We start from the raw sequence: 21,364 nt of genomic DNA, 5'->3' as shown, positions 1-21,364 counted from the left end.
GCTTCGATGCGGCCCGCGATGTTTTTGAGTGCGCTGAATTGCGCACGCTGTGCGCGAAACGGCTCGTTGCTTTATGCCAAAATCGCCGCATGACCCATTTCCTGCACACTGCCGACTGGCAGATCGGCCGCCAATACGGCCAGTTTGAAACCGACGATGCCGCCATGCTCGCCGAGGCCCGTTTCGAGGTCGTCGCGCGCATCGCCATGCTGGCCGCCGAGCGCCGCGTGGATGCCGTGCTGGTCGCCGGAGACGTCTTCGACACGCAGGCCGTGTCCGATCGCAGCATCCGCCGCCTCTTTGCCGCCATGGCCGGCTACACGGGGCCCTGGGTAATGATCGCCGGCAACCACGACGCGGCCCTTGCCGACAGCGTCTGGAGCCGCGCCATGCAACTGGGCTGCATCCCCGCCAACGTGCATGTGCCGCTTACGACAGGCGTGGTGGACCTGCCGGACGCCAACCTCGCTGTGCTTGCCGCGCCGCTTACGCAACGCCACACCTACGACGACGTCACCCAGGCTTTCGACACGCTCGAAATGCCACCCGGACGCATCCGCGTGGGCCTCGCCCATGGCAGCGTTGCCGGCCGCCTGCCCGACACGATCGACGCCACCAATCCCATTGCGCCCGACCGCGCGGATCGCGCCAGTCTTGACTATCTGGCGCTGGGCGATTGGCACGGCTGTCTGTCCATTGACACACGCACCTGGTATGCCGGCACGCCGGAACAGGACCGCTTTCGCGGCAACGAGCCCGGTTATGTCCTGGACGTGCGCATCGACGCGCCGGGCGCCGCGCCCGTGGTCGAACGCATTGCAACCGGCAAGTACCGCTGGTCCGCCTGGACCGAAACCCTTAGCCTGCCCACCGATGCCCAGGCGCTGGCCGAACGCATGGCGGCGTTGCGGTCAGACGACGTGCTGCGCCTGGACGTGCAGGGGCACGTCAACCTTGAAACCTGGGATGCGCTGCAAAAGGCCGTGGCCGAGGCCGCCGCGCAGGTGCGGGCCTTGCTGCCGGACTTGTCCGGCGTGCGCCTGGAACCCGACGAAGCTGACCTGGCCGAATTGCGCGCCAGCGGCTACGTGGGCGAGGTCGCCGCACAACTGCAGGCGTTGCAGGCGGACGAAGACCAGTCCGCCGTGGCCAGCGAGGCCTTGCGCCTGCTGCTGCGGTTCCAGCGCGAAACCGCCACGCCGGGAGCCGCCAAATGAAGATCTCCCGCATCGCCCTCGAAGAATTCCGCAAGTTCCGCCAGCCGCTATCGCTGGACGGACTGCAAGACGGCCTGAACCTCTTTGTCGGCCCCAACGAGGCCGGCAAAAGCACGGTCGCGGCCGCCATCCGAGCCGCCTTCCTTGAACGCTACAGCACCAGCAAGGTCGCCGACCTGGCGCCGCGCGGCGAATCCGGCGCGCGCCCCAGCGTTGAAGTGGCCTTCACGCACGCGGATCACGCCTACGTCCTGAAAAAGCAGTTCCTGTCCAAGGCCCGCTGCGAGCTCGTGGTGGACGACGGCGCGCAGCGGCTGGACGGCGAAGAAGCCGAAAACGCGCTGGCCGGTTTGCTGGGCTTTGAAATGCCCGGGCGCGGCCAAAGCAAACCTGACCTGGCTGGCGTACCGGGCCTGCTATGGATCCGCCAGGGCGACGGCCAGAACCTGCACGAAGCCGCCGGCTTTGCGGGCTCGCATCTGCGCGATGCGCTGACGCAGCTCTCCGGCGAGCTGGCCTCCGGAGACGGCGACCGGCTGTTCGATCGCGTGTCGGCCGAGCGCGCCGCGCTGCTGGACGCCCGCAACGGCCGTCCCAAGGGCAGCTACAAAGACGCCGAAGACGCGCTCGCGCGCGCCTTGTCCGAACGCGACGAATGCGGGCAGGCCATGGCCCAGCTCAATGCCGACGTCGATCGCCTGGCCGAACTGCGGCGCGAACATGAACGCGCCCAGGCCGCGCAACCCTGGAAGGATTTCGAGGCCAAGGCTGTCCAGGCCCGCGCGCGCCTTGCCGCACTGGCCAAGGAGCGTGAAGCCTTCGACGGACTGCAACGCGAACAGGCGCAGGCCGCCCAGACCCTTGCACTGCTGCAGGATCAGGTCCGCCGCGATCAACAGGACGAAGCCGATTACCAGGCGCTGCTTCGGGATGCGCGCGCGGCGCACGCCCATGTGCAGGCGATGCAGGAACCGCTGGCGCGCGCGTTGCAGCAGCGGCAATCGCATGCCGCCGCAGTCGAGGCCGCGCGCCGGCGCGTGACGCGGCTTCAGGCGCTGGCGGACCGCCGCGACCTGGACCGGCAGCTTGCGCAGCTCACCCCCGAAATCGAACGCCTGGACGGCGCCCTGGTCGCAGCCACCCACCTGATCCAGCAAGGTTCGGCGTTGCGCACAGAAGCCGTCCAACTCGAAATATCCGATGCTGAAATCGAGGCGCTGCGCAAGGCCGGCCGCGAACTTGGAAATCTGCAGTTGCAACAACAGGCGGTCGCGACGCGCTTGCGGTATCGGCTCGATGCCGGCGCGCAGGCGCTGCTGGACGGCAAGGCCGTCAGCGGCGCGGGCGAAGTCCTGCTTACGGCCGCAGCCGAACTCGATCTGCCCGGTGTGGGGCGCCTGCAAATCGAGCCGGGCGGACAAGACCTGCCGGCCTTGCAGCGCGAACTGGCGCGCGCGGAGTCGGCAAGCGCCGCGTTGCTCAAGCGGGCGGGCGTCGACACCCTGGCCGATGCCGAACAGCGTCACGCGCGCTACAACGCGCTGCAGCGCGAACTCGAAGGCATGCGCAAGACGCTGAGCATTCATGCGCCCCGCGGCGTGGATGCGCTGCGCACCCAGCGCGACGAGGCACTGGCGCGGCTGGCGCAGTTGCAGGGAAGGCTGTCCAAGCTGCCGCCTGTGCAGGAAACCGAAGACGGCATTCGGGTTGCTGACGCAGATGCCCACACAAGCGATGACGATCTGCCCGACGCCGTGCAGGCCCTGCGCGAGGCCGAAGCCGTTGCGGCGCAGGCGGAAAAGGCAGTCGCCGATGCGCAGCGCGCGCTGGACGCCGATACGGCCCGTGCGCAGTTGCTGGAAGGGCAGGCTGCCGCCCGGGGCGCAGAACTGCAATCCGACGAACGCACGGCGCAACGCCACGCCCGCGCCGGCCGCCTCGCCGAAGTGCGCAGCGCCCACGACCAGCTCGAGCTGCGCGTACGCGAGGCCCGGGCCTCGCTGGCTGAACATCGGCCCGAACTCGCGGAGCAGGACGTGCAGCGGTTTGAAAAATCCGCCGCCATCGAACGCGACGCCCAGCACAAGCGGCACGGCGACATCCTGCAATTGCAGGGCAAGCTGGACCAGGCCGGTGCGCAAGGCCTGGGCGAACGCCTGTCCGAAGCGCAGGCAGCCTGCGAGCGTCTGCAACGACGCCGCGACGAATTCGCACGGCGCGCCGCCGCGCTGGACCTGCTGCAAAAGCTCTTGGCCGACAAACGCGCCGCCGCCACGCAACGCCTGCAAGCGCCGCTCGCCCGCCGCCTCAACCACTATCTGGCGCTGCTCTTTCCCGACGCGGCGCTGCGCCTGGACGATGCGCTGCTGCCCACGGCGCTGCGCCGGGGCGACGGCGAAGACGCGCTGGACGCCCTCAGCTTCGGTACGCGGGAACAGCTCGGCATCCTGGCGCGGTTCGCCTACGCCGATCTGCTGCGCGAGGCCGGCCGGCCCACCTTGCTGCTGCTGGACGACGCGCTGGTCCACACCGACGACGCCCGGCGCGACTTCATGAAGCGCGCGCTGTTCGACGCCGCGACCCGCCATCAGATCCTGATGTTTACGTGCCACGGCGAGGCATGGCGCGACATGGGGGTGGAGCAGCGCAGGATTGGTTAGCGCACCGGCCCGGTTCCGGCGCCTCGGTGCCGGGAAGCAGCGCGGCCACAACCGCCGATGCTTGACGCTGCGGCCCGGCGCCGGTAGTCTGTGCGGATGCCTGCTTACACGCCTTTCGCCATGCTTGCCCGCGCCGTCCGCGCGGGTCTCGCGTGCGCGCGTGTATCGGCGTCCTTCTCCGCCGGCGCTCCGCCGGCTGTGTCTCCTGTCAAGAACGCGGCGCCGCCGCCCGCATCGCCGCCCCGCGGCGTCGTGTCGGGCGCGCATCCGCCTGTGTCAGCCGTCCTAGGCTGACCCGCCGCATCTCCGTCTCCCGCCTGAACCCCAGCGCCGCGCCGCGAACAGCATGACGCCTTGGCGTCGCCTGCCGCGCTGGCGCACGGGTGCGTTTTCGCGCCCCGGGCGGGAGTCTGTACCTCATTCAGACAGGTGATACCTCATGTCCATCATCCGACACGCGTGGACTGCCCACGCGTCCACCACCTTGTTCGTGCTGCTGTGGAGCGGCGGCGCGATCTTTGCCAAGTGGGGGCTGTCGCATGCCTCCGCCTTCGGCTTTCTCTTGTTCCGCTTCCTGCTTGCGCTGGCGGTGCTGCTGCTGATCTGCGCGAGGCGGGGACGTTGGTTGCCGCAGACCGGCACCCGCATGCAGGTCGCGGCCACGGGTGCGCTGCTGATCGGCAGCTATTCCATCTGCTATCTGCTCGCGCTGGACCACGGCGTGACGCCTGGCGTGCTGGCGACGTTGCTCGGCGCGCAGCCCATCCTGACGCTGGCGCTGACGGAGCGCCGCTTTGCGCCGGCGCGTCTGGCGGGACTCTTCCTGGCGCTCGCCGGGCTGGTGCTGGTCGTCTATCAGAGCATCGCGCTGACGCGCTTGTCCGTCGCGGGCATCGCGTACGCCTGCGCGGCGCTGGCCAGCATGACGGGAGGCGCCTTGCTGCAAAAGCGCGTCCAGCAACCGCCGATGGACGTGATGCCGTTGCAGTACGCGATCAGTCTGGTGCTCTGCCTGCTGTTCGCACCATTCCAGCCGCTACACGCCGACTGGAGCGTCGGCTTCATCGTGCCGTTGGTCTGGATGGGCCTCGCGATTTCAGTCGGCGCCACGCTGCTGTTCTACCGCATGATCCAGTCGGGCAACCTCGTCAACGTGACCAGCCTGTTCTATCTGGTGCCGGTGGGCACGGCGGCGCTGGACTACCTGATTCTGGGCAATCGCTTGCCGGCGCTCAGCCTGGCTGGCATGGCCGCGATCCTGACAGGGTTGATGCTGGTGTTACGCCATCCCGCGACGCCCCGACATCCATCCACCCGTTCCACGGCTGGTCGGGGGGCGTGGAGCCGGCGCTCGTCGCGCCGTCCGGTCCCGCCCAATGCCCGCTGACCAACTGTGCCGGGCGGGATTGGGCGACCACCCGCGCACACAGATCCCACGCGTCCAGCCGCACGCTCAATCCGGCGTAGACGCCGTGTCCCGCGCCCGCCTCGATGACGCCGGCCGCCTGCGCGCCTTCGCCCGCGCGGATGGCGCCCTCGGCGCGGATGTCCTCGCCGGCGATCAAGCCCCACCCGCAGGCGAGGTGTTCGCCCGACTGAATGGACCCGCCCGCCTGAATACCGCAACCGGCATTGATTTCCTGCTCCGCGGTCACGCCGCCGCCTGCCTTGATGCCTTGACCGCACTTGATGGCGCCTTGCGTGTTGATGTCCTGGCCGGCATGCAGGTGGCCGGTCACGGCCAGGTCCTGTCCGGCGCAGATGTCCCACTTGGCGCGCACATTGCCGCCGCAATCCAGGCGCGTCCCAATCTCGATCCCCCAGTCGGCCGCCACGTCGCCGCCGGCGCGCAGGTTGCCGCCGCTGGCAATGTTGCCGCCGGCGGTGATGTTTTCACCCGCCACGATCGACTCGCCAGCGCGAATGCCGCCGCCCGTGATAAGGCTGCGTCCCGCGCGCACCACCGTGTCCACATTGATCCCCATGAGGACTTCAAGCGTCCCGGCAAACACGATGGCGGTGGCATCCAGCGTATCCAGCCGCAACACGGCGTCGGTCGGGCCAAACTGATCCAGCAGCCAGCAGGCGTCGCCGACGCGGCCGTCGGCGACCAGGGCATCGAGCACGGCCTGATAGTCCCCCTGTCCGTTGTGGTCGCGCAGGAACCATTTGTAGCCGCCCGCGCAGGGGTTCTTGGCTTTGACGAATTTCTTGGTGAGTTGCATGGCGCTGAATCGAAAAGGTGCGGTGCGTGGCCGCCGTGCAAGCCGGAAAGGGCGTGCGAGCGGCGAAATGGGGACGAGCGCCCGCCACGCGGCAGTGCGCCCGCCGGCCGGTTTCAGGCTGCAGGACGCGCGGATGTGCGCAGGCAGCCGGCAACGGGCCGGAGCAAAAATCAGAATGGGGAGAGGCGGGCGATTAGCCGGGCTTGGACCGCGCGTAAGCGGAACGCGCGGCGACCTCCTGCGAACTCAACAGCGTTGAGCGCAGGGCGCAGAGAGCGCAGGTGACGCAGGGAAGGGAAGATATATCGGATTGCACGGGGCAGATGCTACCACCGGCGCAATTGCCGTCAAGCGGGGACGAATGCAAAGCGGGGCGCCAACCGCAAACCGCCGGCCCGCGCCCCGCTCGTCAGGTTGCGATCAGTTCGTCAGGACGATGTTGCGGTCCTTGGCGATGCGCTGGCGCAGTTCAAGTTCGCGCTTGATCTGTGCGGCGTACTCGGCCGGCGTGTTGCCGTCCACGATCGATCCGCCGTCGGCCAGACGCTGGGCGATCTTCGGATCCTTCAAGGCCTTGACCGCCGCCGCGTGCACGCGGTCGACCACGGCTTGCGGCGTGCCGGCGGGAGCCACCAGGCCGTACCAGGCCATATTGTCCATGTCGGGCAGGCCACCCTCGGCGAACGTCGGCACGTCCGGCAGGGCGGGCAGGCGCTTGGGCGCCGCCACGGCCAGCGCGCGCAGCTTGCCCGCCTGGATGTGCGGCATGGAGGAGGGCAGGTTGTCGAACTGGACGTTCACCTGGCCGGCGATCACGTCGTTCAGCGCCGGACCCGATCCGCGGTAAGGAACGTGAACCATGTCGGTCTTGGTCAGCGACTTGAACAGCTCGCCGTCCAGGTGGCTGATGCCGCCCGCGCCCGACGAGGCATAGCTGTACTTGCCGGGGTTGTTCTTGAGCAGGGTGATGAATTCGGCCAGGGTCTTGGCGGGCACGCTCGGGTTGACCGTCATGACGTTGGGCACGTTCACCATGTTGGTGATGGGCGTGAAGTCCTTGAGCGGGTTGTACGGGTTCTTGGGGTTCGTGGCCGGATTGGTGGCCATGGTGCTGACCGTGGCCACGCCCAGCGTGTAACCGTCGTTGGCAGAGCGCACCAGGGCGTCGGCGCCGATGGACCCGCCGCCGCCGGCGCGGTTTTCCACGACCACGGGCTGGCCGAGTTCACGGCCCAGGCCCTCGGCCACGACGCGCGCCACGATATCGGTGGTGCCGCCGGCTGCAAACGGGACGATCAGGCGGATGGGTTTATTGGGGTAGGGATCTGCGGCCTGGGCAGCGGAGGTCAGGCAGGCGCCAGCGATGGCGGCGGCCAGGACGGCCTTGGCATGTGACAACACGTTCAAGAGTCTTCTCCATATTGTTGTTCCGAGCCGGCCATCTTGCCGGGCCAGCTTCGGTGAGGCGCGCATTGCCGGGGTGTCGCAAGCCAACGCCTCGTGGCCGCATTCCACACAGGTATGTCCCCATGGTCAACTCGGGATTGTCCCTGTCATGAGAAATCGCAAAATTTCTAACGTGTTCCTAAAAAGCGCGGAGATGACAGAAGTTACAGGAAAAAGTCAGTCTGACAGGCAGTTGAACACAAATTGAGAAGCTTTCGGTGCGCAATCGCTGCGCAGTCATCTTGCTGTCATTAGCTGGGTACGTACATAAATCCCTGCATAACTTACAAGAATCTGATATTTTTCGGCTGAGATTCTTGCCCGGTCTTGCAAGAAAGCTATTGCGTTTGTTTCTGTCTGCGCCGTTCAATTGGCGTTGGTTGATGACCCCTCGGGGCAACGTGTAGTGCAGCGACGCACCGGGCCAAGGGTTCCGTCCGTTTTTCAATCCCCGGTCTGTTTCGTCTCTCGCTGCCCCGCGCTGGCGGGAGGGGGCCCGGACATTTTCGGAACGCCATGTCGCTGATCCTGATCCTCGCTCTGCCGTTCGCCGGCAGCCTGTGCGCCGCGCTGCTGCCTTCCAACGCCCGCAACGCCGAGGCGTGGTTGGCTGGCCTCATCGCCCTCGCGTGCGTGGTTCTGATCGCGACGCTCTATCCGGACGTCGCCAACGGCGGCGTCATACGGGCCGACATGCCTTGGGCGCCCGCCCTGGGTCTGCAATTCACCCTGCGCATGGACGGCTACGCGTGGCTCTTTGCGCTGATCGTCTCCGGCATGGGCGCGCTGGTCGTGTTGTACGCGCGCTATTACATGTCGCCGGAAGACCCGGTCCCACGCTTCTTTTCCTTCTTCCAGGCCTTCATGGGCGCCATGCTCGGCGTGGTGCTCTCGGGCAACCTGATCCAGCTGGTTCTGTTCTGGGAAATGACCAGCCTGGCGTCGTTCATGCTGATCGCCTACTGGCACCACCGCCTGGACGCGCGCCGGGGCGCGCGCATGGCGCTGACGGTCACCGGGGCGGGCGGTCTCTGTCTGCTGGCCGGCGTGCTGATCCTGGGTCATATCGTCGGCAGCTACGACATGGACCGCGTCCTGGCGTCGGGCGACCTGGTCCGCGCCGACCCCTGGTATCCAGCCGTCCTGGTGCTGGTGGCGCTGGGCGCGCTGACCAAGAGCGCGCAATTCCCGTTCCATTTCTGGCTGCCCAACGCCATGGCCGCGCCCACGCCGGTGTCCGCCTATCTGCACTCGGCCACGATGGTCAAGGCAGGGGTTTTCCTGCTGGCGCGCTTCTGGCCCGTGCTGTCTGGCACCGACGAGTGGTTCTGGATCATCGGCGGGCTGGGTCTCATCACCCTGGTGCTGGGCGCCTACGCGGCCATCTTCCAGCAGGACATGAAGGGCGTGCTGGCGTATTCCACGATCAGCCACCTGGGCCTCATCACGCTGCTGCTGGGTCTGAACAGCACGCTGGCGCTGGTGGCCGCCATCTTCCACATGATCAACCACGCCACGTTCAAGGCGTCGCTCTTCATGGCGGCGGGTGTGGTCGACCACGAAACCGGTACGCGCGACCTGGGCCGGCTGTCCGGGCTGTATAAGGCAATGCCCATCACGGCCACATTGGCGATGGTGGCCGCGGCTTCGATGGCGGGCGTGCCGCTGCTGAACGGTTTCCTGTCCAAGGAAATGTTCTTTGCGGAAACCACCTTCGTCAGTGCCGACCGCTACGTCCAGCTTGGCCTGCCGCTGCTCGCCACGATCGCCGGCGCATTCAGCGTCGCCTATTCGCTGCGTTTCATCCTGCAGGTGTTCTTCGGTCCCCCGGCCACCGACCTGCCGCGCGAGCCCCACGAGCCGCCGCGCTGGATGCTGTTGCCCAGCGCATTGCTGGTCATGATGTGCCTGTTGGTGGGCATCGTTCCCAGCCTGACGGTCGGCCCGTTCCTGGCCACTGCGGCGCAGAGCATCCTGGGCGAGAACATGCCCGACTACAGCCTGGCCGTCTGGCACGGTTTCAATCTTCCGCTGGCGATGAGCCTGGTCGCCACTACCGCAGGCGTGCTGCTGTACCTGGCCCTGCGCGCGCATCAGCGCGCCAATCCGGGCCGGGTGCCGTTCATCTACCGCCTTGACGGCCGCCGCACCTTCGAAGCGCTGCTCGATGGCTCCAGCGTCGCCGCCGCATGGCTGCTGCGCTGGGTGTCGTCCACGCGCCTGCAGGTCCAGATGGTGCTGATCCTGGTGGGCACGCTGTTCGTCGCGTGGCTGCCGCTGCGCGCCGGCGGCTGGCTGGACGGCGCCGTGCGCCTGACGCCGGTCGATCCGGTTTTCGCCTTGCTGTGGATCGTGGGCGGCACCTGCGCCCTGGCCGCCGCGTTCCAGGCCAAGTACCACCGCCTGGCCTCCCTGGCGCTGGCGGGCGGGGCAGGGCTGATCACCTGCCTGACCTTCGTCTGGTTCTCCGCGCCCGATCTGGCGCTGACGCAGCTGTCTGTCGAGGTCGTGACGCTGGTGCTGTTGTTGCTGGGCCTGCGCTGGCTGCCGCGCCGCATCGTGCAGGACGACGAGGAAAGCCTGAAAGCCACGCTGCAGGCACGCGGCCGCCGCCTGCGCGATCTGCTGCTGGCAGTCGCCGCCGGCACAGGCATGTCCGCGCTGGCCTATTCGGTGCTGGCGCGGCCGCAGACCAATCCCATTTCGTCCTATTTCGTGGATCGGGCGCTGCCTGACGGCGGCGGCACCAACGTCGTCAACGTGATCCTCGTGGACTTCCGCGGCTTCGATACGTTCGGCGAAATCACGGTGCTTGGCATCGTGGCGCTGACCGTCTACGCGCTGTTGCGCCGCTTCCGTCCAGCCGCCGAGAGCGCGGACATTCCGCGCCAGCAGATGGATCAGGACGGCGGCATCCCGGACGCGCCCGACATCAAGTCTCCGGTGCCCGCAGGCTCGATGATGGTGCCCGCGGTGCTGGTGCGCCTTCTGCTGCCGATCGCCGCGCTGATCTCCGTGTATTTCCTCTTGCGCGGCCACAACCAGCCCGGCGGCGGTTTCGTGGGCGGCCTCATCTTCGCCACCTCCGTCATCCTGCAATACATGGTGGGCGGGGTGTATTGGGTCGAATCCCGCAGCCGCCTGAATCCCCAGAACTGGATCGGCATCGGGCTGCTGTCCGCCGGCATTGCCGCCGTGAGCGCATGGCTGGCCTACAAGCCGTTCCTTGCCGCGCTGGCCTGGGACGTCGCGCTGCCGCTGATTGGTCACGTCCACGTGTCCAGCGTGCTGCTTTTTGATCTGGGCGTCTACATGCTGGTCGTCGGATCCACCGTGCTGGTGCTGGTGGCGCTTGCCCACCAATCGCTGCGCGCGCAACGCAAGGCCGCCGCCGAGCTCCAGGCGGCCGCCGTTCAAACAGGAGAAGCCTGATGGAATTGATATACGCTGCCGCAATCGGCGTGCTGGCGGGCTCGGGCGTGTGGCTGCTGCTGCGGCCCCGGACGTTCCAGTTCATCATGGGCCTGTCGCTGGTCTCCTACGCGGTGAACCTCTTCATCTTCGGCATGGGCCGGCTCACGTCCGGCAGGCCGCCGGTGGTGGATCCGTCCATGGCGCATGATCCTTCCTGGTATGCGGATCCGCTGCCGCAGGCGCTGGTGCTGACCGCCATCGTCATCGGCTTTGCCACCACCGCGCTGTTCCTGGTTGTGCTGCTCGCCTCGCGGGGCCTCACGGGTACCGACCACGTTGATGGACGGGAGTCCCAATCTTGAGTTTCTGGCTTCAACACCTTCCTGTCCTGCCCATCATCATTCCGCTGGTCGCGGGCGCAGCGATGCTGCTGTTCGCCGACACCAGCCGCTACGCGCGCGGCGGGGTCGCGCTTCTGTCGACGCTTGCCCAGTTGGCGGCCGCGATCGCCTTGCTGGTCGTGGCCGGCGGGGGCGTGCCCGGCGTCTGGGAAAACGGGGTAGGGGCCTACCTGGTGGGCGACTGGCCCGCGCCGTTCGGCATCGTACTGGTCGTCGACCGCCTGGCCGCCGTCATGCTGACGCTGACGGCCGTACTCGGTCTGGCCACGCTGGTCTACGCGCTGGCCCGCTGGGACCGCGCCGGCGTGCATTTCCATTCGCTGTTCCAGTTCCTGCTGATGGGCCTGAATGGCGCCTTCCTGACCGGCGACCTGTTCAACCTGTTCGTGTTCTTCGAAGTGCTGCTGGCGGCGTCCTACGGCCTGCTGCTGCACGGGTCCGGCGTGGCGCGCGTTAGCGCGGGCCTTCAGTACATCGCCGTGAACCTGGTGGCCTCGTTCCTGCTGCTGATCAGCATTGCGCTGATCTACGGCGTGACGGGCACGCTCAACATGGCGGACCTGGCCCTGCGCGCAGGCAATCTGGCGGGCGCCGAACGCATGCTGTTCGAGGCTGGCGCCGCCATCCTCGGCGTGGCGTTCCTGGTCAAGGCAGGGGCCTGGCCGCTCAACTTCTGGCTGGTCAAAGGGTATGGTTCGGCCGGTGCACCGATCGCGGCCATGTTTTCCATCATGACCAAGGTCGGCATCTACGCGCTGTTGCGCATCGGCTCGCTGCTGCTGCCGACCGGCGCGCCCGCCGCCTTCAGCCTGGACTGGATGTTTGCCGCCGGACTGGCCACGCTGCTGTTTGGCGCCCTGGGCCTGTTGGCGACCCAGCAGCTGGAGAAAATGGTCGGCTACTGCGTCATCGTGTCGGCCGGCACGTTGCTGACCGCGTTGGGCATGCCGGGCGTGACGCTCACGGGTCCCGCGCTCTTCTACCTGATCAGCTCGGTGCTGACCACGGGCGCGTTCTTCCTGCTGGCCGAACTGATCGAACGCACCCGCAGCTTCGGCGCGAACGTGCTGGCGGTCACGCTCGATGCCTTCGACCTGGACGATCCAACCTCTGTGAACCGCTCCGACGACGTCGTCGGCGTGGCGATTCCCGCGGCAATGGCGTTCCTGGGCCTGGCCTTCATTTCCTGCGCGTTGCTGGTGACCGGCCTGCCGCCGCTGTCCGGCTTCGTCGCCAAGTTCTCGCTGTTGTCGGCAGCGGTATCGGCCGCCACCGAGTCGGCGCCGCCGATGGACGCCTGGCTGCTCGTGGCCGCCGTGCTGGTGTCGGGCCTGGCGGGCCTGATCGGCCTGGGCCGCACCGGCATCCGTATCTTCTGGGCCAGCGACGACCGCAGCACGCCGCGCCTGCGCGTAATCGAGGCAGGCCCGGTCGCCGTGCTGGTGCTGCTGTGCGTGGGCCTGGCCGCCGGCGCGGGTCCCGTGTCGGCCTACCTGGACGACGCCGCCCGTTCGCTCGACCAGCCCGCGTCGTATATCGACGCCGTCATGTCCGCGCAGACCGTGCGCGGCGTCAAGGGAGGAAGCTGATGCGCCGCCTTTACTTCCTGATCCTGCCCACGCTGCTGTTTGCACTGTGGCTGCTCCTCAATGAAAGCGTGTCGCCGGGGCAGATCGCCCTGGGCATCGCGCTGGCGCTGTGGTTCACGTGGGCCGCCTCGCGCCTGCGCCCGCTGCATGCACGGCCGCGCCACCTGTGGAAGGTGATCCCGCTTTTCCTACACGTGACGTGGGACATCATCAAGTCCAATATCGCGGTCGCGCGGCTGATCCTCAATCCGCGCCGCAATGAGTTCTCGCCGGGATTCATCCTGATCCCGCTCACCATGCGCGACCCGCATGGTCTGGCGATGCTGGCCTGCATCGTCACCTACACGCCCGGCACGGTCTGGGTGAGCCTGACTGAAGACCACGCGCTGAAACTGCATGTGCTCGATCTGCAAAACGAAGACGAGTGGATCGAACTGGTGCAGCAGCGCTACGAGCGCCCGTTGATGGAGATGTTCGAATGAATTCCGTACTGTATTGGGCGGCATCCTTTGCCTTGCTCTGCTTTGCGCTGGGCATGGTGTTCGCCACCATCCGCCTCTTGCGCGGCCCCACCGCCCAGGACCGCGTCCTGGCCCTGGATACGCTGTACATCAACGGCATGCTGACGATGCTGGTGTTCGGTATCCGGTCCGGCACGTCGGTGTACTTCGACATCGCGCTGCTGATCGCGCTGTTCGGCTTTGTGGGCTCTACCGCCATGGCGCGCTTTCTGTTGCGCGGTGAGGTCATCGAGCCATGATGGAAGTCGATATCCCCCTGTGGGCCGGCATTCCCGCCACCATTCTGCTGGTGCTGGGCGGACTGCTGGCCGTCACCGGCTCGGCCGGGCTGCTGCGTTTCCGCACCTTCCAGTCGCGCATCCATGCCCCCACGCTGGGCAACACGATGGGCTGCGCCTGCGTGCTGGCGTCTTCCATCCTGGTGTTCTCGGCGCTGTCTGCGCGCCCGGTGTTTCACGAGGTCATCATCACGCTGCTGCTGATTGTGTCGTCGCCTGTCACGGCCATGTTGCTGATGCGCGCAGCTACGTACCGCAACCGCCTCACCAAGGCGGAGGCGGACAAAGACGCGCGCTGATTTCGGGCCGTCCCTGTTTGCTGACGTTGAAACGTAACCTTACGAATTCACGTCGCTAGTTATGTCCCCCATCGCGCGGTCATGGGATAGTGAGCTCAGTTGGCGGCGCGGTTGATACCGCGCCGTCCGGGTTCAATCTCTTCATAAGGAGCTGACCATGAATACTGTTCCCATGCCTTCGAAGCGCCTTGCTGCCATTCTCTGCACCGCCGGCCTGATGCTCGCCGCTGGCGCGGTTCAAGCGCAATCTTCCGGCGCCTCGGCGCAGTCCAGCTATCAGCAGGACGTCGCCGCCTGCAAAAGCGGCAGGACCGGGCAAGCGCTGGATGCCTGCCTGCGCGAAGCCGGCGCGGCGCGCCAGGAGCGCAGCCGCCAGAATCTCCGCGAAGAAAGCCCCGAACAACTGCAGCAGAACATGGTGGCGCGCTGCAACCGTCTGCCCGAAACCCAGCGCCAGAATTGCGTCACGCAAATGACCGCGCCGGGTAACGTGCGCGGCAGCGTGCAGGGCGGCGGCGTGCTGCGCGAGACCGTGATCCAGGTGCCCGCCGGCACGGCCCCGGGCATGGCCCCCGCGCCGGGCATGGCTCCCGCCCCAGGCATGGCGCCCGCTCCCGGCACGGGAACGATGACCGCGCCGATCCGCCAGTAAGGCGTTGCTCCGAACCAGGGCGCATGATTTAAAGCGCATGAAGCGAAGGTGAAGCAGGGCGCTGCGTGATGCACCGCGCTGCTTCCAAGGCGCAGCCGCTGCCGCATTCAGGCAAAATGGCGGCTGTCGCCATTTTTCACGCATATTCATGTCCGACGTCATCGCCCTGATTTTCGATTTCGACGACACGCTGGCCTCGGACAGCACGTCCGGTTTCCTGGACAGCATCGGCGTGGACACGGCCTCGTTCTGGAAGGAAGAGGTCGATCCCCTGCTGTTTCAGCAGGACTGGGATCCCGTGCCGGCCTATCTCTATAAGATGATCGAACTGTCCCGGCAGGGACGGCACGGCCTCATCACGCAGCAGCGCCTGAAAGATTGGGGCGCGCGCCTGGATCTGCACGATGGCGTGGCCACGCTGTTCCAGCGTCTGCGCGCCGCGGTCCGGGCCGAGCACCCGCAGGTGCAGCTCGAGTTCTATCTCATCTCCAGCGGCATCGGCGACGTGGTGCGCTCAACGCCCATCGCGCATGAATTCACCGAAATCTGGGCGTCCGAATTCGTCTATGGTGAGGACGGCGGCATCGCGTTTCCGCGGCGCGTCGTCAGCTTTACCGACAAGACTCGCTACCTGTTCCACATCCAGAAGGGCATCATCGGCCGCGAATTCCGCAACAAGCCGTTCGAGGTCAACCGCAAGGTTCCCGAGGACCGGCTGCGCATCCCGTTCGACCAGATGGTCTTCGTGGGCGACGGGTACACCGACATCCCGTGCTTTTCCCTGATCCGCCGCGCCGGCGGCTTTGCCTTCGGCGTCTGGGATCCCAAGCACCGCGACAAGCGCAGCCGCGCCTGGGGCTTCATCGAAGAAGGGCGCGTGTCCAACCTGAACCAGGCCCGCTACGACGAAGAAGCTGAGTTGTATCAATGGCTCGAAGAAGCAGTCACCAGCCTGGCGGGCCGCATCGCGCTGAAATCGCGGGTGTACCGTGGCTGAGCTGGCCCCGATGGACGCGGTGCCGCGCTGGACCGAGCAGGACGCGCGTTTCATGACCCTGGCCCTGGAACAGGCCCAGGCCGCCTACGACATCGGCGAGGTGCCGGTGGGCGCGCTGGTCGTGTCCGCCCAGGGCGACATCCTGGGGCGGGGCTACAACCGCACCATCATCGACCACGATCCCACGGCGCACGCCGAAATCGTCGCCCTGCGCGGCGCCGCGCGCCAGCTTGAGAACTACCGGCTGCCCGGCATCACCGTCTACGTCACGCTGGAACCGTGCGTGATGTGCATCGGCGCCATGCTGCATGCGCGCCTTGCGCGCGTGGTGTTCGGCGCGTACGACCCCAAGACCGGGGCCTGCGGCAGCGTGCTGGACGTCGGGTCCGTGCCCAAGCTCAACCATCACACTTCAGTCACCGGCGGCGTGCTGGCCGAACCCTGCGGCGACCTGCTGCGCCGGTTCTTCCGCGAACGCCGCGCCAAGGAATCCATCGCATGAGTACCCCCAAAGCCGCCAAGTCCGCTGCCAAGCCCGCCGCCAAGGCGCGCCGCGCCAAGGCCGCAGCCACCCCGGCGCTCGATCACCCGCACGATCACGGCCCGGACTGCGGCGACGCCTGCGGTCACGACCACGATCATGGCCACGACCACGCGCACCATCACGGTCCCCAGCCGGACGCCCGCGGCATCTACCTGATTTCCCCGTCGTCCGCCGTGCGCGACCCCGCCACCGTGACGCTGGCGCTTGAACGGCTGGCGCAACAGGGCTTCAAGACCGCGCTGGACCGCACGGCGCTGGCCGAGCATCAACGGTTTGCCGGCACGGACGCCCAGCGCCTCGCCAGCCTGACCCGCGCCACGAAGCAGAAGCTGCCGATCGTCATGGTGACGCGCGGCGGCTACGGGCTGGGCCGGTTGCTGCACGCCATCGACTGGAAGGCCATGGCCGACAGCGGCAAGCGCTTTGTCGGCATGAGCGATTTCACGGCGTTCAATCTGGCGCTGCTGGCGCAGACCGGCGCGGTCAGCTACACGGGCGCCACCGCGGTCCAGGATTTCGGCGGCAAAAAGGTCGATGACCTGACCGAAGCGCTGTTCGGCGAAGTGATGCGCGGCGAGCTGGAGATCCTCAGCTTCGAAACCCAGGACGCCGACCCGGTCGACGCGCGCGGCATCCTGTGGGGCGGCAACCTTGCGATGCTGACCTCGCTGCTGGGCACGCCGTACATGCCGAAGATTCGCGGCGGCATCCTGTTCCTGGAAGACGTGGCCGAGCATCCGTACCGCGTCGAGCGCATGCTGATCCAGCTCTGGCAGGCTGGCATCCTGGCGCGCCAGAAGGCCATCGTCCTGGGCCGTTTCACCGAATACAAGCTGGCGCCGCACGACAAGGGGTACGATCTGCACGAGGTCGTGGCCTGGCTGCGCAAGACGGTCAAGGTGCCGGTCATTACCGGTCTGCCGTACGGCCATGTCGCCACCAAAGCCACCTTGCCCATCGGTCAGAAGGTCGGCATCGCCACCGAAAAGGGCCTCGCGCATCTGGTGCTGGACGAGCATCGCCACTGATCCCCGGTCTGGCGGTGCGGCGGTCCGGCGGTGCGGCGCTCCGGCGCTCCGGGGGCGGGCGCTCCGGCGCTCCAGCAACGCCGCTCTAGCCAATATAAATAAGGGCCGTAGCCCGTTTGCTACACTAGCAGGTTTTCCCGCATGCGCTTTCGGGCGCCTTCAAACGTACATACACCGTGATATCCACCGCCAATCTCACCATCCAGTTCGGTCCCAAGCCCCTTTTCGAGAACGTCAGCGTCAAGTTCGGGGAAGGCAACCGGTACGGGCTGATCGGGGCCAATGGGTCCGGCAAGTCTACGTTCATGAAGATCATCGGCGGCGACCTGGAACCCTCCGGCGGCAACGTCGCGCTTGAACCCGGCGTGCGCCTGGGCAAGCTGCGCCAGGACCAGTTCGCGTTTGAAGACGTGCGCGTGCTGGACGTCGTGATGATGGGCCACACCGAAATGTGGGACGCCATGTCCGAGCGTGACGCGATCTACGCCAACCCGGAGGCGACCGAAGACGATTACATGCGCGCGGCCGATCTGGAAGCCAAGTTCGCGGAATACGACGGCTACACCGCCGAAGCCCGCGCGGGCGAGCTGCTGCTGGGCCTGGAAATCGCGGTCGACCAGCACAACCTGCCGATGCGCGAAGTCGCGCCGGGCTGGAAGCTGCGCGTGCTGCTGGCGCAGGCGCTGTTCTCGAACCCCGACGTGCTGCTGCTGGACGAACCCACCAACAACCTGGACATCAACACGATCCGTTGGCTGGAAAACGTGCTCAACGGCTACCAGAGCACGATGATCATCATCAGCCACGATCGTCACTTCCTGAACCAGGTGTGCACGCACATGGCTGACGTGGATTACGGTGAAATCCGCATCTACGCCGGCAATTACGACGACTACATGCTGGCTTCCACCCAGGCCCGCGAGCGCCTGGTGGCCAACAACGCCAAGGCCAAGGAACGCGTCGCCGAACTGCAGGACTTTGTCCGCCGTTTCGCGGCCAACAAGTCCAAGTCGCGTCAGGCCACCTCGCGCCTGAAGCAGATCGACCGCATCAAGGCCGACCAGGTCGTGGTCAAACCCTCGTCGCGCCAGAACCCGTACATCCGGTTCGAGCAAAGCAAGGTCATGCACCGCTTGGCTGTCACCGTCGAAAACCTCACCAAGGCCTACGACGCACCCGTCATCACCAAGTTCTCGGCCATGGTCGACGCCGGCGAAAAGATCGCCATCATCGGCGCCAACGGCGTCGGTAAGACCACGCTGCTGCGCCTCCTGGCGCAGGACCTGCAACCCGATTCGGGCACGGTGAAATGGTCGGACAACGCCGACCTCGGCTACATGGCGCAGGACGTGTCCGACCAGTTCCAGCAAACCGACATCAATCTGCTGGACTGGATGGGCGACCACCGCCAGCCGGGCGACGACGACCAGTCGATCCGTTCGGTGCTGGGCCGCCTGCTGTTCTCGGCTGACGACCTGCCCAAGGCCCCCAAGGTGCTGTCCGGCGGCGAAAAGAACCGCATGACCTTCGGCCGCCTGATGCTGGGCCGGCACAACGTGATGCTGCTCGACGAGCCCACCAACCACCTGGACATGGAATCGATCGAGTCGCTGCAATTCGCGCTGGAAAAGTACGAAGGCACGCTGGTGTTCGTGTCGCATGACCGTGAATTCGTGTCCGGCCTGGCCACGCGCGTGATCGAAATCCTGCCCACCGGCGAGATCGTCGACTACCGCGGCGGCTACGAAGACTACCTGTCCTCGCGCGGCATCGAGGCCTGATTCCGCGGCGGGTCATGAAGCGGCGCACGGGTTCGTGCGCCGCTTTCTCATTTGCGCCACGGCCGCGCGCCATGCAGTCCGCCGGGCCGCGATGGCCACCTGTTCAGCCGGGCGCAATCTGCGCTGCGCTATCATCGGGCCCGACCCTGGCGGCTGTCCGGTCAGGCTTCTTTTTGTCCCCACATGTCTCCCTCTTTGCATGACGCGCCTGATGGCGCGCAGATCGGCACGTTCACCCTGACGGCCCGCATCGTTGCCATCGCCTTCTTTACCTTCATCTGCTACCTGGCCATCGGCCTGCCGCTGGCCGTGCTGCCGGGTTACGTGCACGGCAACCTGGGATACGGATCCGTGCTGGCCGGCCTGGCGATCAGCGTGCAGTACGTGGCGACCCTGCTCAGCCGCTCGCACGCCGGCCGCATGGCCGATACGGTCGGCCCGAAGCAGACCGTCGTCATCGGCATGGCGGCCTGCGCGATAAGCGGCATTTTTCTGCTGCTCGCGTACGCCTTTGAACGCACCGCGTGGCTCAGCCTGGCGGCAATCATCCTCAGTCGTCTGGCGTTGGGATTCGGCGAGAGCTGGGTCGGCACCGGCTCGGCCACCTGGGCCATCGCGCGGGTAGGGCCGTTGCACACCGCCCGCGTCATATCCTGGAACGGCATCGCCACCTATGGCGCGCTGGCGCTGGGCGCGCCGCTGGGCGTGCAGCTTGAAAAGCACTGGAGCATGGGCGCACTGGGCGGCGCGGTGCTGTTGCTGGGATTGGCCGGACTGGGTCTTGCCATGATCCGGCCGGCCGTCGCCATCGTGGGCGGGCACCGCATGGCTTTCAAGAGTGTGGTGCTGCGCGTGTTCCCGCACGGCGTGGCGCTGGGTCTGGGGTCGGTCGGCTTCGGCACGCTGGCCGCCTTCGTCGCGCTGTATTACGCCAGCGTCTCGTGGGACGGCGCCGCAAGCGCGCTCAGTGCGTTCGGCGGCGCGTTCATTGGCGTGCGCCTGCTGTTCGCCGGCACCATCACCCGCTTTGGCGGATTCCGGGTCGCGCAGGTGTCGTTTGTGGTGGAAGCGGCCGGTCTGTTGCTGTTGTGGCTGGCGCCCAACCCGGGCATGGCGCTGCTGGGCGCCGCGCTGACCGGCTGCGGCTTCGCGCTGGTGTTCCCGGCCATCGGCGTCGAGGCCGTGGCGCGCGTGCCGGCCGGCAGCCGCGGCGCGGCGCTGGGCGCCTATTCGGCCTTCCTGGACCTGGCGCTGGGCGTGACCGGCCCGATCGCGGGCTACATCTCCAGCGGCTTCGGCTACCCCGCGATCTTCCTGGCCGCGTCCCTGTGTGTCACGCTGGGCTTCGTCATTGCGTTCGGATTGCAGCGGGCGGCCAGCAGGCAGACGGCGACGGTCTGATCGTTATTACGAAAAGAAGTAAAGACATTCGATATTGATCGTTTGGATTCATATAACGAATTGTTAGATTTGAGGCTCGTTTTCACGCGCGCTGACGATTCGTTCCATGAACCTGACTTTCGACCACGTCCACAAGCATTTCGGCGACCTGCCCGTCGTCGACGGCTTCACCAGTGAATTCAAGACCGGCGAGCTGGTCGCGCTGGTCGGGCCCTCGGGCTGCGGCAAGTCCACGTTGCTGCACCTGGCCGCCGGGCTCGAAATGCCCACGCAGGGCAGCGTGCTGGCCGACGGCGACAAGGTCACGGGACCGAATCCCAGCCGCACGCTGGTGTTCCAGGAACACGCCCTGTATCCCTGGCTGACGCTGGAAGACAATGTGGCGCTGGCGCTGGAATTCCAGAACACGCCCAAGAAGCGCGCCCGCGAAGCCGCACGCGAATGGCTGGCGCGCGTCAGCCTTGAAGGCTTCGAACACTACTATCCCCATCAGGTCTCCGGCGGCATGCGCCAGCGCGCTGCGCTGGCCCGCGCGTTCATCGCCCAGCCCCAGACCATGCTGATGGACGAACCCTTCGGCGCACTGGACGCGCTGACCCGCCTGAGCCTGCAGGATGTGCTGCGCCAGCTCATCGCGCAGGAAAAGCCGACGGTGCTGCTGGTGACCCACGACGTCGACGAGGCCCTGTTCCTGGCCGATCGCATCGTCGTCTTCAGCCCGCGTCCGGCGCGGGTGCTGCGCGAATTCAACCTGGCCCACCGCGTCAAGACGCACGACCTGTCCGACCTTGCCACCGAGAAGCGCGAAATCCTGCGCCTGTTGGGCATCGGCGTCGGCGGTTCGGACGCGCACGCCGACATCGCGCTGGCCGCCTGACCTTCTTCCCCAAATACCCACGGCCGCCCGGGCG

General features: G+C 66.9%; 17 protein-coding genes and 1 pseudogene. 16 read left to right on the top strand and 2 right to left on the bottom strand.

Annotated elements, in window-relative coordinates; all coding sequences use genetic code 11:
* The first annotated feature begins 89 nt into the window (after nt 1-89).
* The 3 genes from MHZ91_RS15900 (at nt 90) to MHZ91_RS15890 (ending at nt 5,264) form a co-directional block, all read left to right on the top strand.
* Entirely contained in the window at nt 90-1,217 is a 1,128-nt protein-coding gene (locus tag MHZ91_RS15900) for a DNA repair exonuclease (protein WP_239214520.1), read from the top strand.
* Nucleotides 1,214-3,877 (top strand): AAA family ATPase, encoded by a 2,664-nt coding sequence (locus MHZ91_RS15895; RefSeq protein WP_239214517.1) that lies wholly within the window; start codon nt 1,214-1,216, stop codon nt 3,875-3,877. Before MHZ91_RS15900 ends, MHZ91_RS15895 begins: the two co-directional genes overlap by 4 nt.
* A gap of 439 nt (nt 3,878-4,316) precedes the next feature.
* Nucleotides 4,317-5,264, top strand: coding sequence for a DMT family transporter (locus MHZ91_RS15890; RefSeq protein WP_370647825.1), 948 nt, complete (start codon nt 4,317-4,319; stop codon nt 5,262-5,264).
* On the opposite strand, the pseudogene MHZ91_RS15885 reads toward MHZ91_RS15890, so the two are convergent.
* Both MHZ91_RS15885 and MHZ91_RS15880 read right to left on the bottom strand, forming a co-directional pair.
* Nucleotides 5,245-6,102, bottom strand: a pseudogene (locus MHZ91_RS15885) (hypothetical protein); the annotation flags it as partial. The gene MHZ91_RS15890 and the pseudogene MHZ91_RS15885 overlap by 20 nt on opposite strands.
* A gap of 420 nt (nt 6,103-6,522) precedes the next feature.
* Nucleotides 6,523-7,509: a tripartite tricarboxylate transporter substrate binding protein gene (locus tag MHZ91_RS15880; protein ID WP_056560769.1), complete on the bottom strand. Its 987-nt coding sequence runs from the start codon at nt 7,507-7,509 to the stop codon at nt 6,523-6,525.
* Nucleotides 7,510-8,064: 555 nt separating this feature from the next.
* Between MHZ91_RS15880 and MHZ91_RS15875 the strand changes: the two genes are divergently transcribed.
* The 13 genes from MHZ91_RS15875 to MHZ91_RS15815 all read left to right on the top strand — a co-directional run bounded on the left by MHZ91_RS15875 (nt 8,065) and on the right by MHZ91_RS15815 (nt 21,330).
* Nucleotides 8,065-10,980, top strand: coding sequence for a monovalent cation/H+ antiporter subunit A (locus MHZ91_RS15875; protein ID WP_175136642.1), 2,916 nt, complete (start codon nt 8,065-8,067; stop codon nt 10,978-10,980).
* Nucleotides 10,980-11,324: a Na+/H+ antiporter subunit C gene (locus tag MHZ91_RS15870; RefSeq protein ID WP_175121730.1), complete on the top strand. Its 345-nt coding sequence runs from the start codon at nt 10,980-10,982 to the stop codon at nt 11,322-11,324. The genes MHZ91_RS15875 and MHZ91_RS15870 overlap by 1 nt, the downstream gene beginning before the upstream one ends.
* Entirely contained in the window at nt 11,321-12,952 is a 1,632-nt protein-coding gene (locus tag MHZ91_RS15865) for a monovalent cation/H+ antiporter subunit D (RefSeq protein ID WP_175121729.1), read from the top strand. The genes MHZ91_RS15870 and MHZ91_RS15865 overlap by 4 nt, the downstream gene beginning before the upstream one ends.
* Nucleotides 12,952-13,434, top strand: coding sequence for a Na+/H+ antiporter subunit E (locus tag MHZ91_RS15860; protein WP_175121728.1), 483 nt, complete (start codon nt 12,952-12,954; stop codon nt 13,432-13,434). The genes MHZ91_RS15865 and MHZ91_RS15860 overlap by 1 nt, the downstream gene beginning before the upstream one ends.
* Nucleotides 13,431-13,712 (top strand): K+/H+ antiporter subunit F, encoded by a 282-nt coding sequence (locus MHZ91_RS15855; protein ID WP_056317324.1) that lies wholly within the window; start codon nt 13,431-13,433, stop codon nt 13,710-13,712. Before MHZ91_RS15860 ends, MHZ91_RS15855 begins: the two co-directional genes overlap by 4 nt.
* Nucleotides 13,709-14,050, top strand: coding sequence for a monovalent cation/H(+) antiporter subunit G (mnhG, locus tag MHZ91_RS15850; RefSeq protein ID WP_175121727.1), 342 nt, complete (start codon nt 13,709-13,711; stop codon nt 14,048-14,050). The genes MHZ91_RS15855 and mnhG overlap by 4 nt, the downstream gene beginning before the upstream one ends.
* Before the next feature lie 157 nt (nt 14,051-14,207).
* Nucleotides 14,208-14,702 carry a hypothetical protein gene (locus tag MHZ91_RS15845; RefSeq protein WP_239214513.1) on the top strand — a complete coding sequence of 165 codons (495 nt, stop codon included), beginning with the start codon at nt 14,208-14,210 and terminating at the stop codon, nt 14,700-14,702.
* Between the two features lie 148 nt (nt 14,703-14,850).
* Entirely contained in the window at nt 14,851-15,699 is an 849-nt protein-coding gene (locus MHZ91_RS15840; RefSeq protein WP_175121726.1) for an HAD family hydrolase, read from the top strand.
* Between the two features lie 10 nt (nt 15,700-15,709).
* Nucleotides 15,710-16,201, top strand: coding sequence for a tRNA adenosine(34) deaminase TadA (tadA, locus tag MHZ91_RS15835; RefSeq protein ID WP_175122009.1), 492 nt, complete (start codon nt 15,710-15,712; stop codon nt 16,199-16,201).
* On the top strand, nt 16,198-17,271 hold the full coding sequence (locus MHZ91_RS15830; protein WP_239214511.1) for an LD-carboxypeptidase: 1,074 nt from the start codon (nt 16,198-16,200) through the stop codon (nt 17,269-17,271). The genes tadA and MHZ91_RS15830 overlap by 4 nt, the downstream gene beginning before the upstream one ends.
* 176 nt (nt 17,272-17,447) lie before the next feature.
* The gene (locus MHZ91_RS15825) at nt 17,448-19,052 is read left to right on the top strand and encodes an ABC-F family ATPase (RefSeq protein WP_175121724.1); all 1,605 of its coding nucleotides are present in this window, start codon (nt 17,448-17,450) and stop codon (nt 19,050-19,052) included.
* Nucleotides 19,053-19,235: 183 nt separating this feature from the next.
* On the top strand, nt 19,236-20,453 hold the full coding sequence (locus tag MHZ91_RS15820) for an MFS transporter (RefSeq protein WP_175121723.1): 1,218 nt from the start codon (nt 19,236-19,238) through the stop codon (nt 20,451-20,453).
* A 106-nt stretch (nt 20,454-20,559) separates the two neighbouring features.
* Nucleotides 20,560-21,330: an ABC transporter ATP-binding protein gene (locus MHZ91_RS15815; protein ID WP_175121722.1), complete on the top strand. Its 771-nt coding sequence runs from the start codon at nt 20,560-20,562 to the stop codon at nt 21,328-21,330.
* The last annotated feature ends 34 nt before the right edge of the window (nt 21,331-21,364 follow it).

Source organism: Achromobacter sp. ACRQX, assembly GCF_022346505.1.
Taxonomy (GTDB): domain Bacteria; phylum Pseudomonadota; class Gammaproteobacteria; order Burkholderiales; family Burkholderiaceae_B; genus Achromobacter; species Achromobacter animicus.
This window is presented reverse-complemented; position numbering and strand designations above follow the sequence as displayed.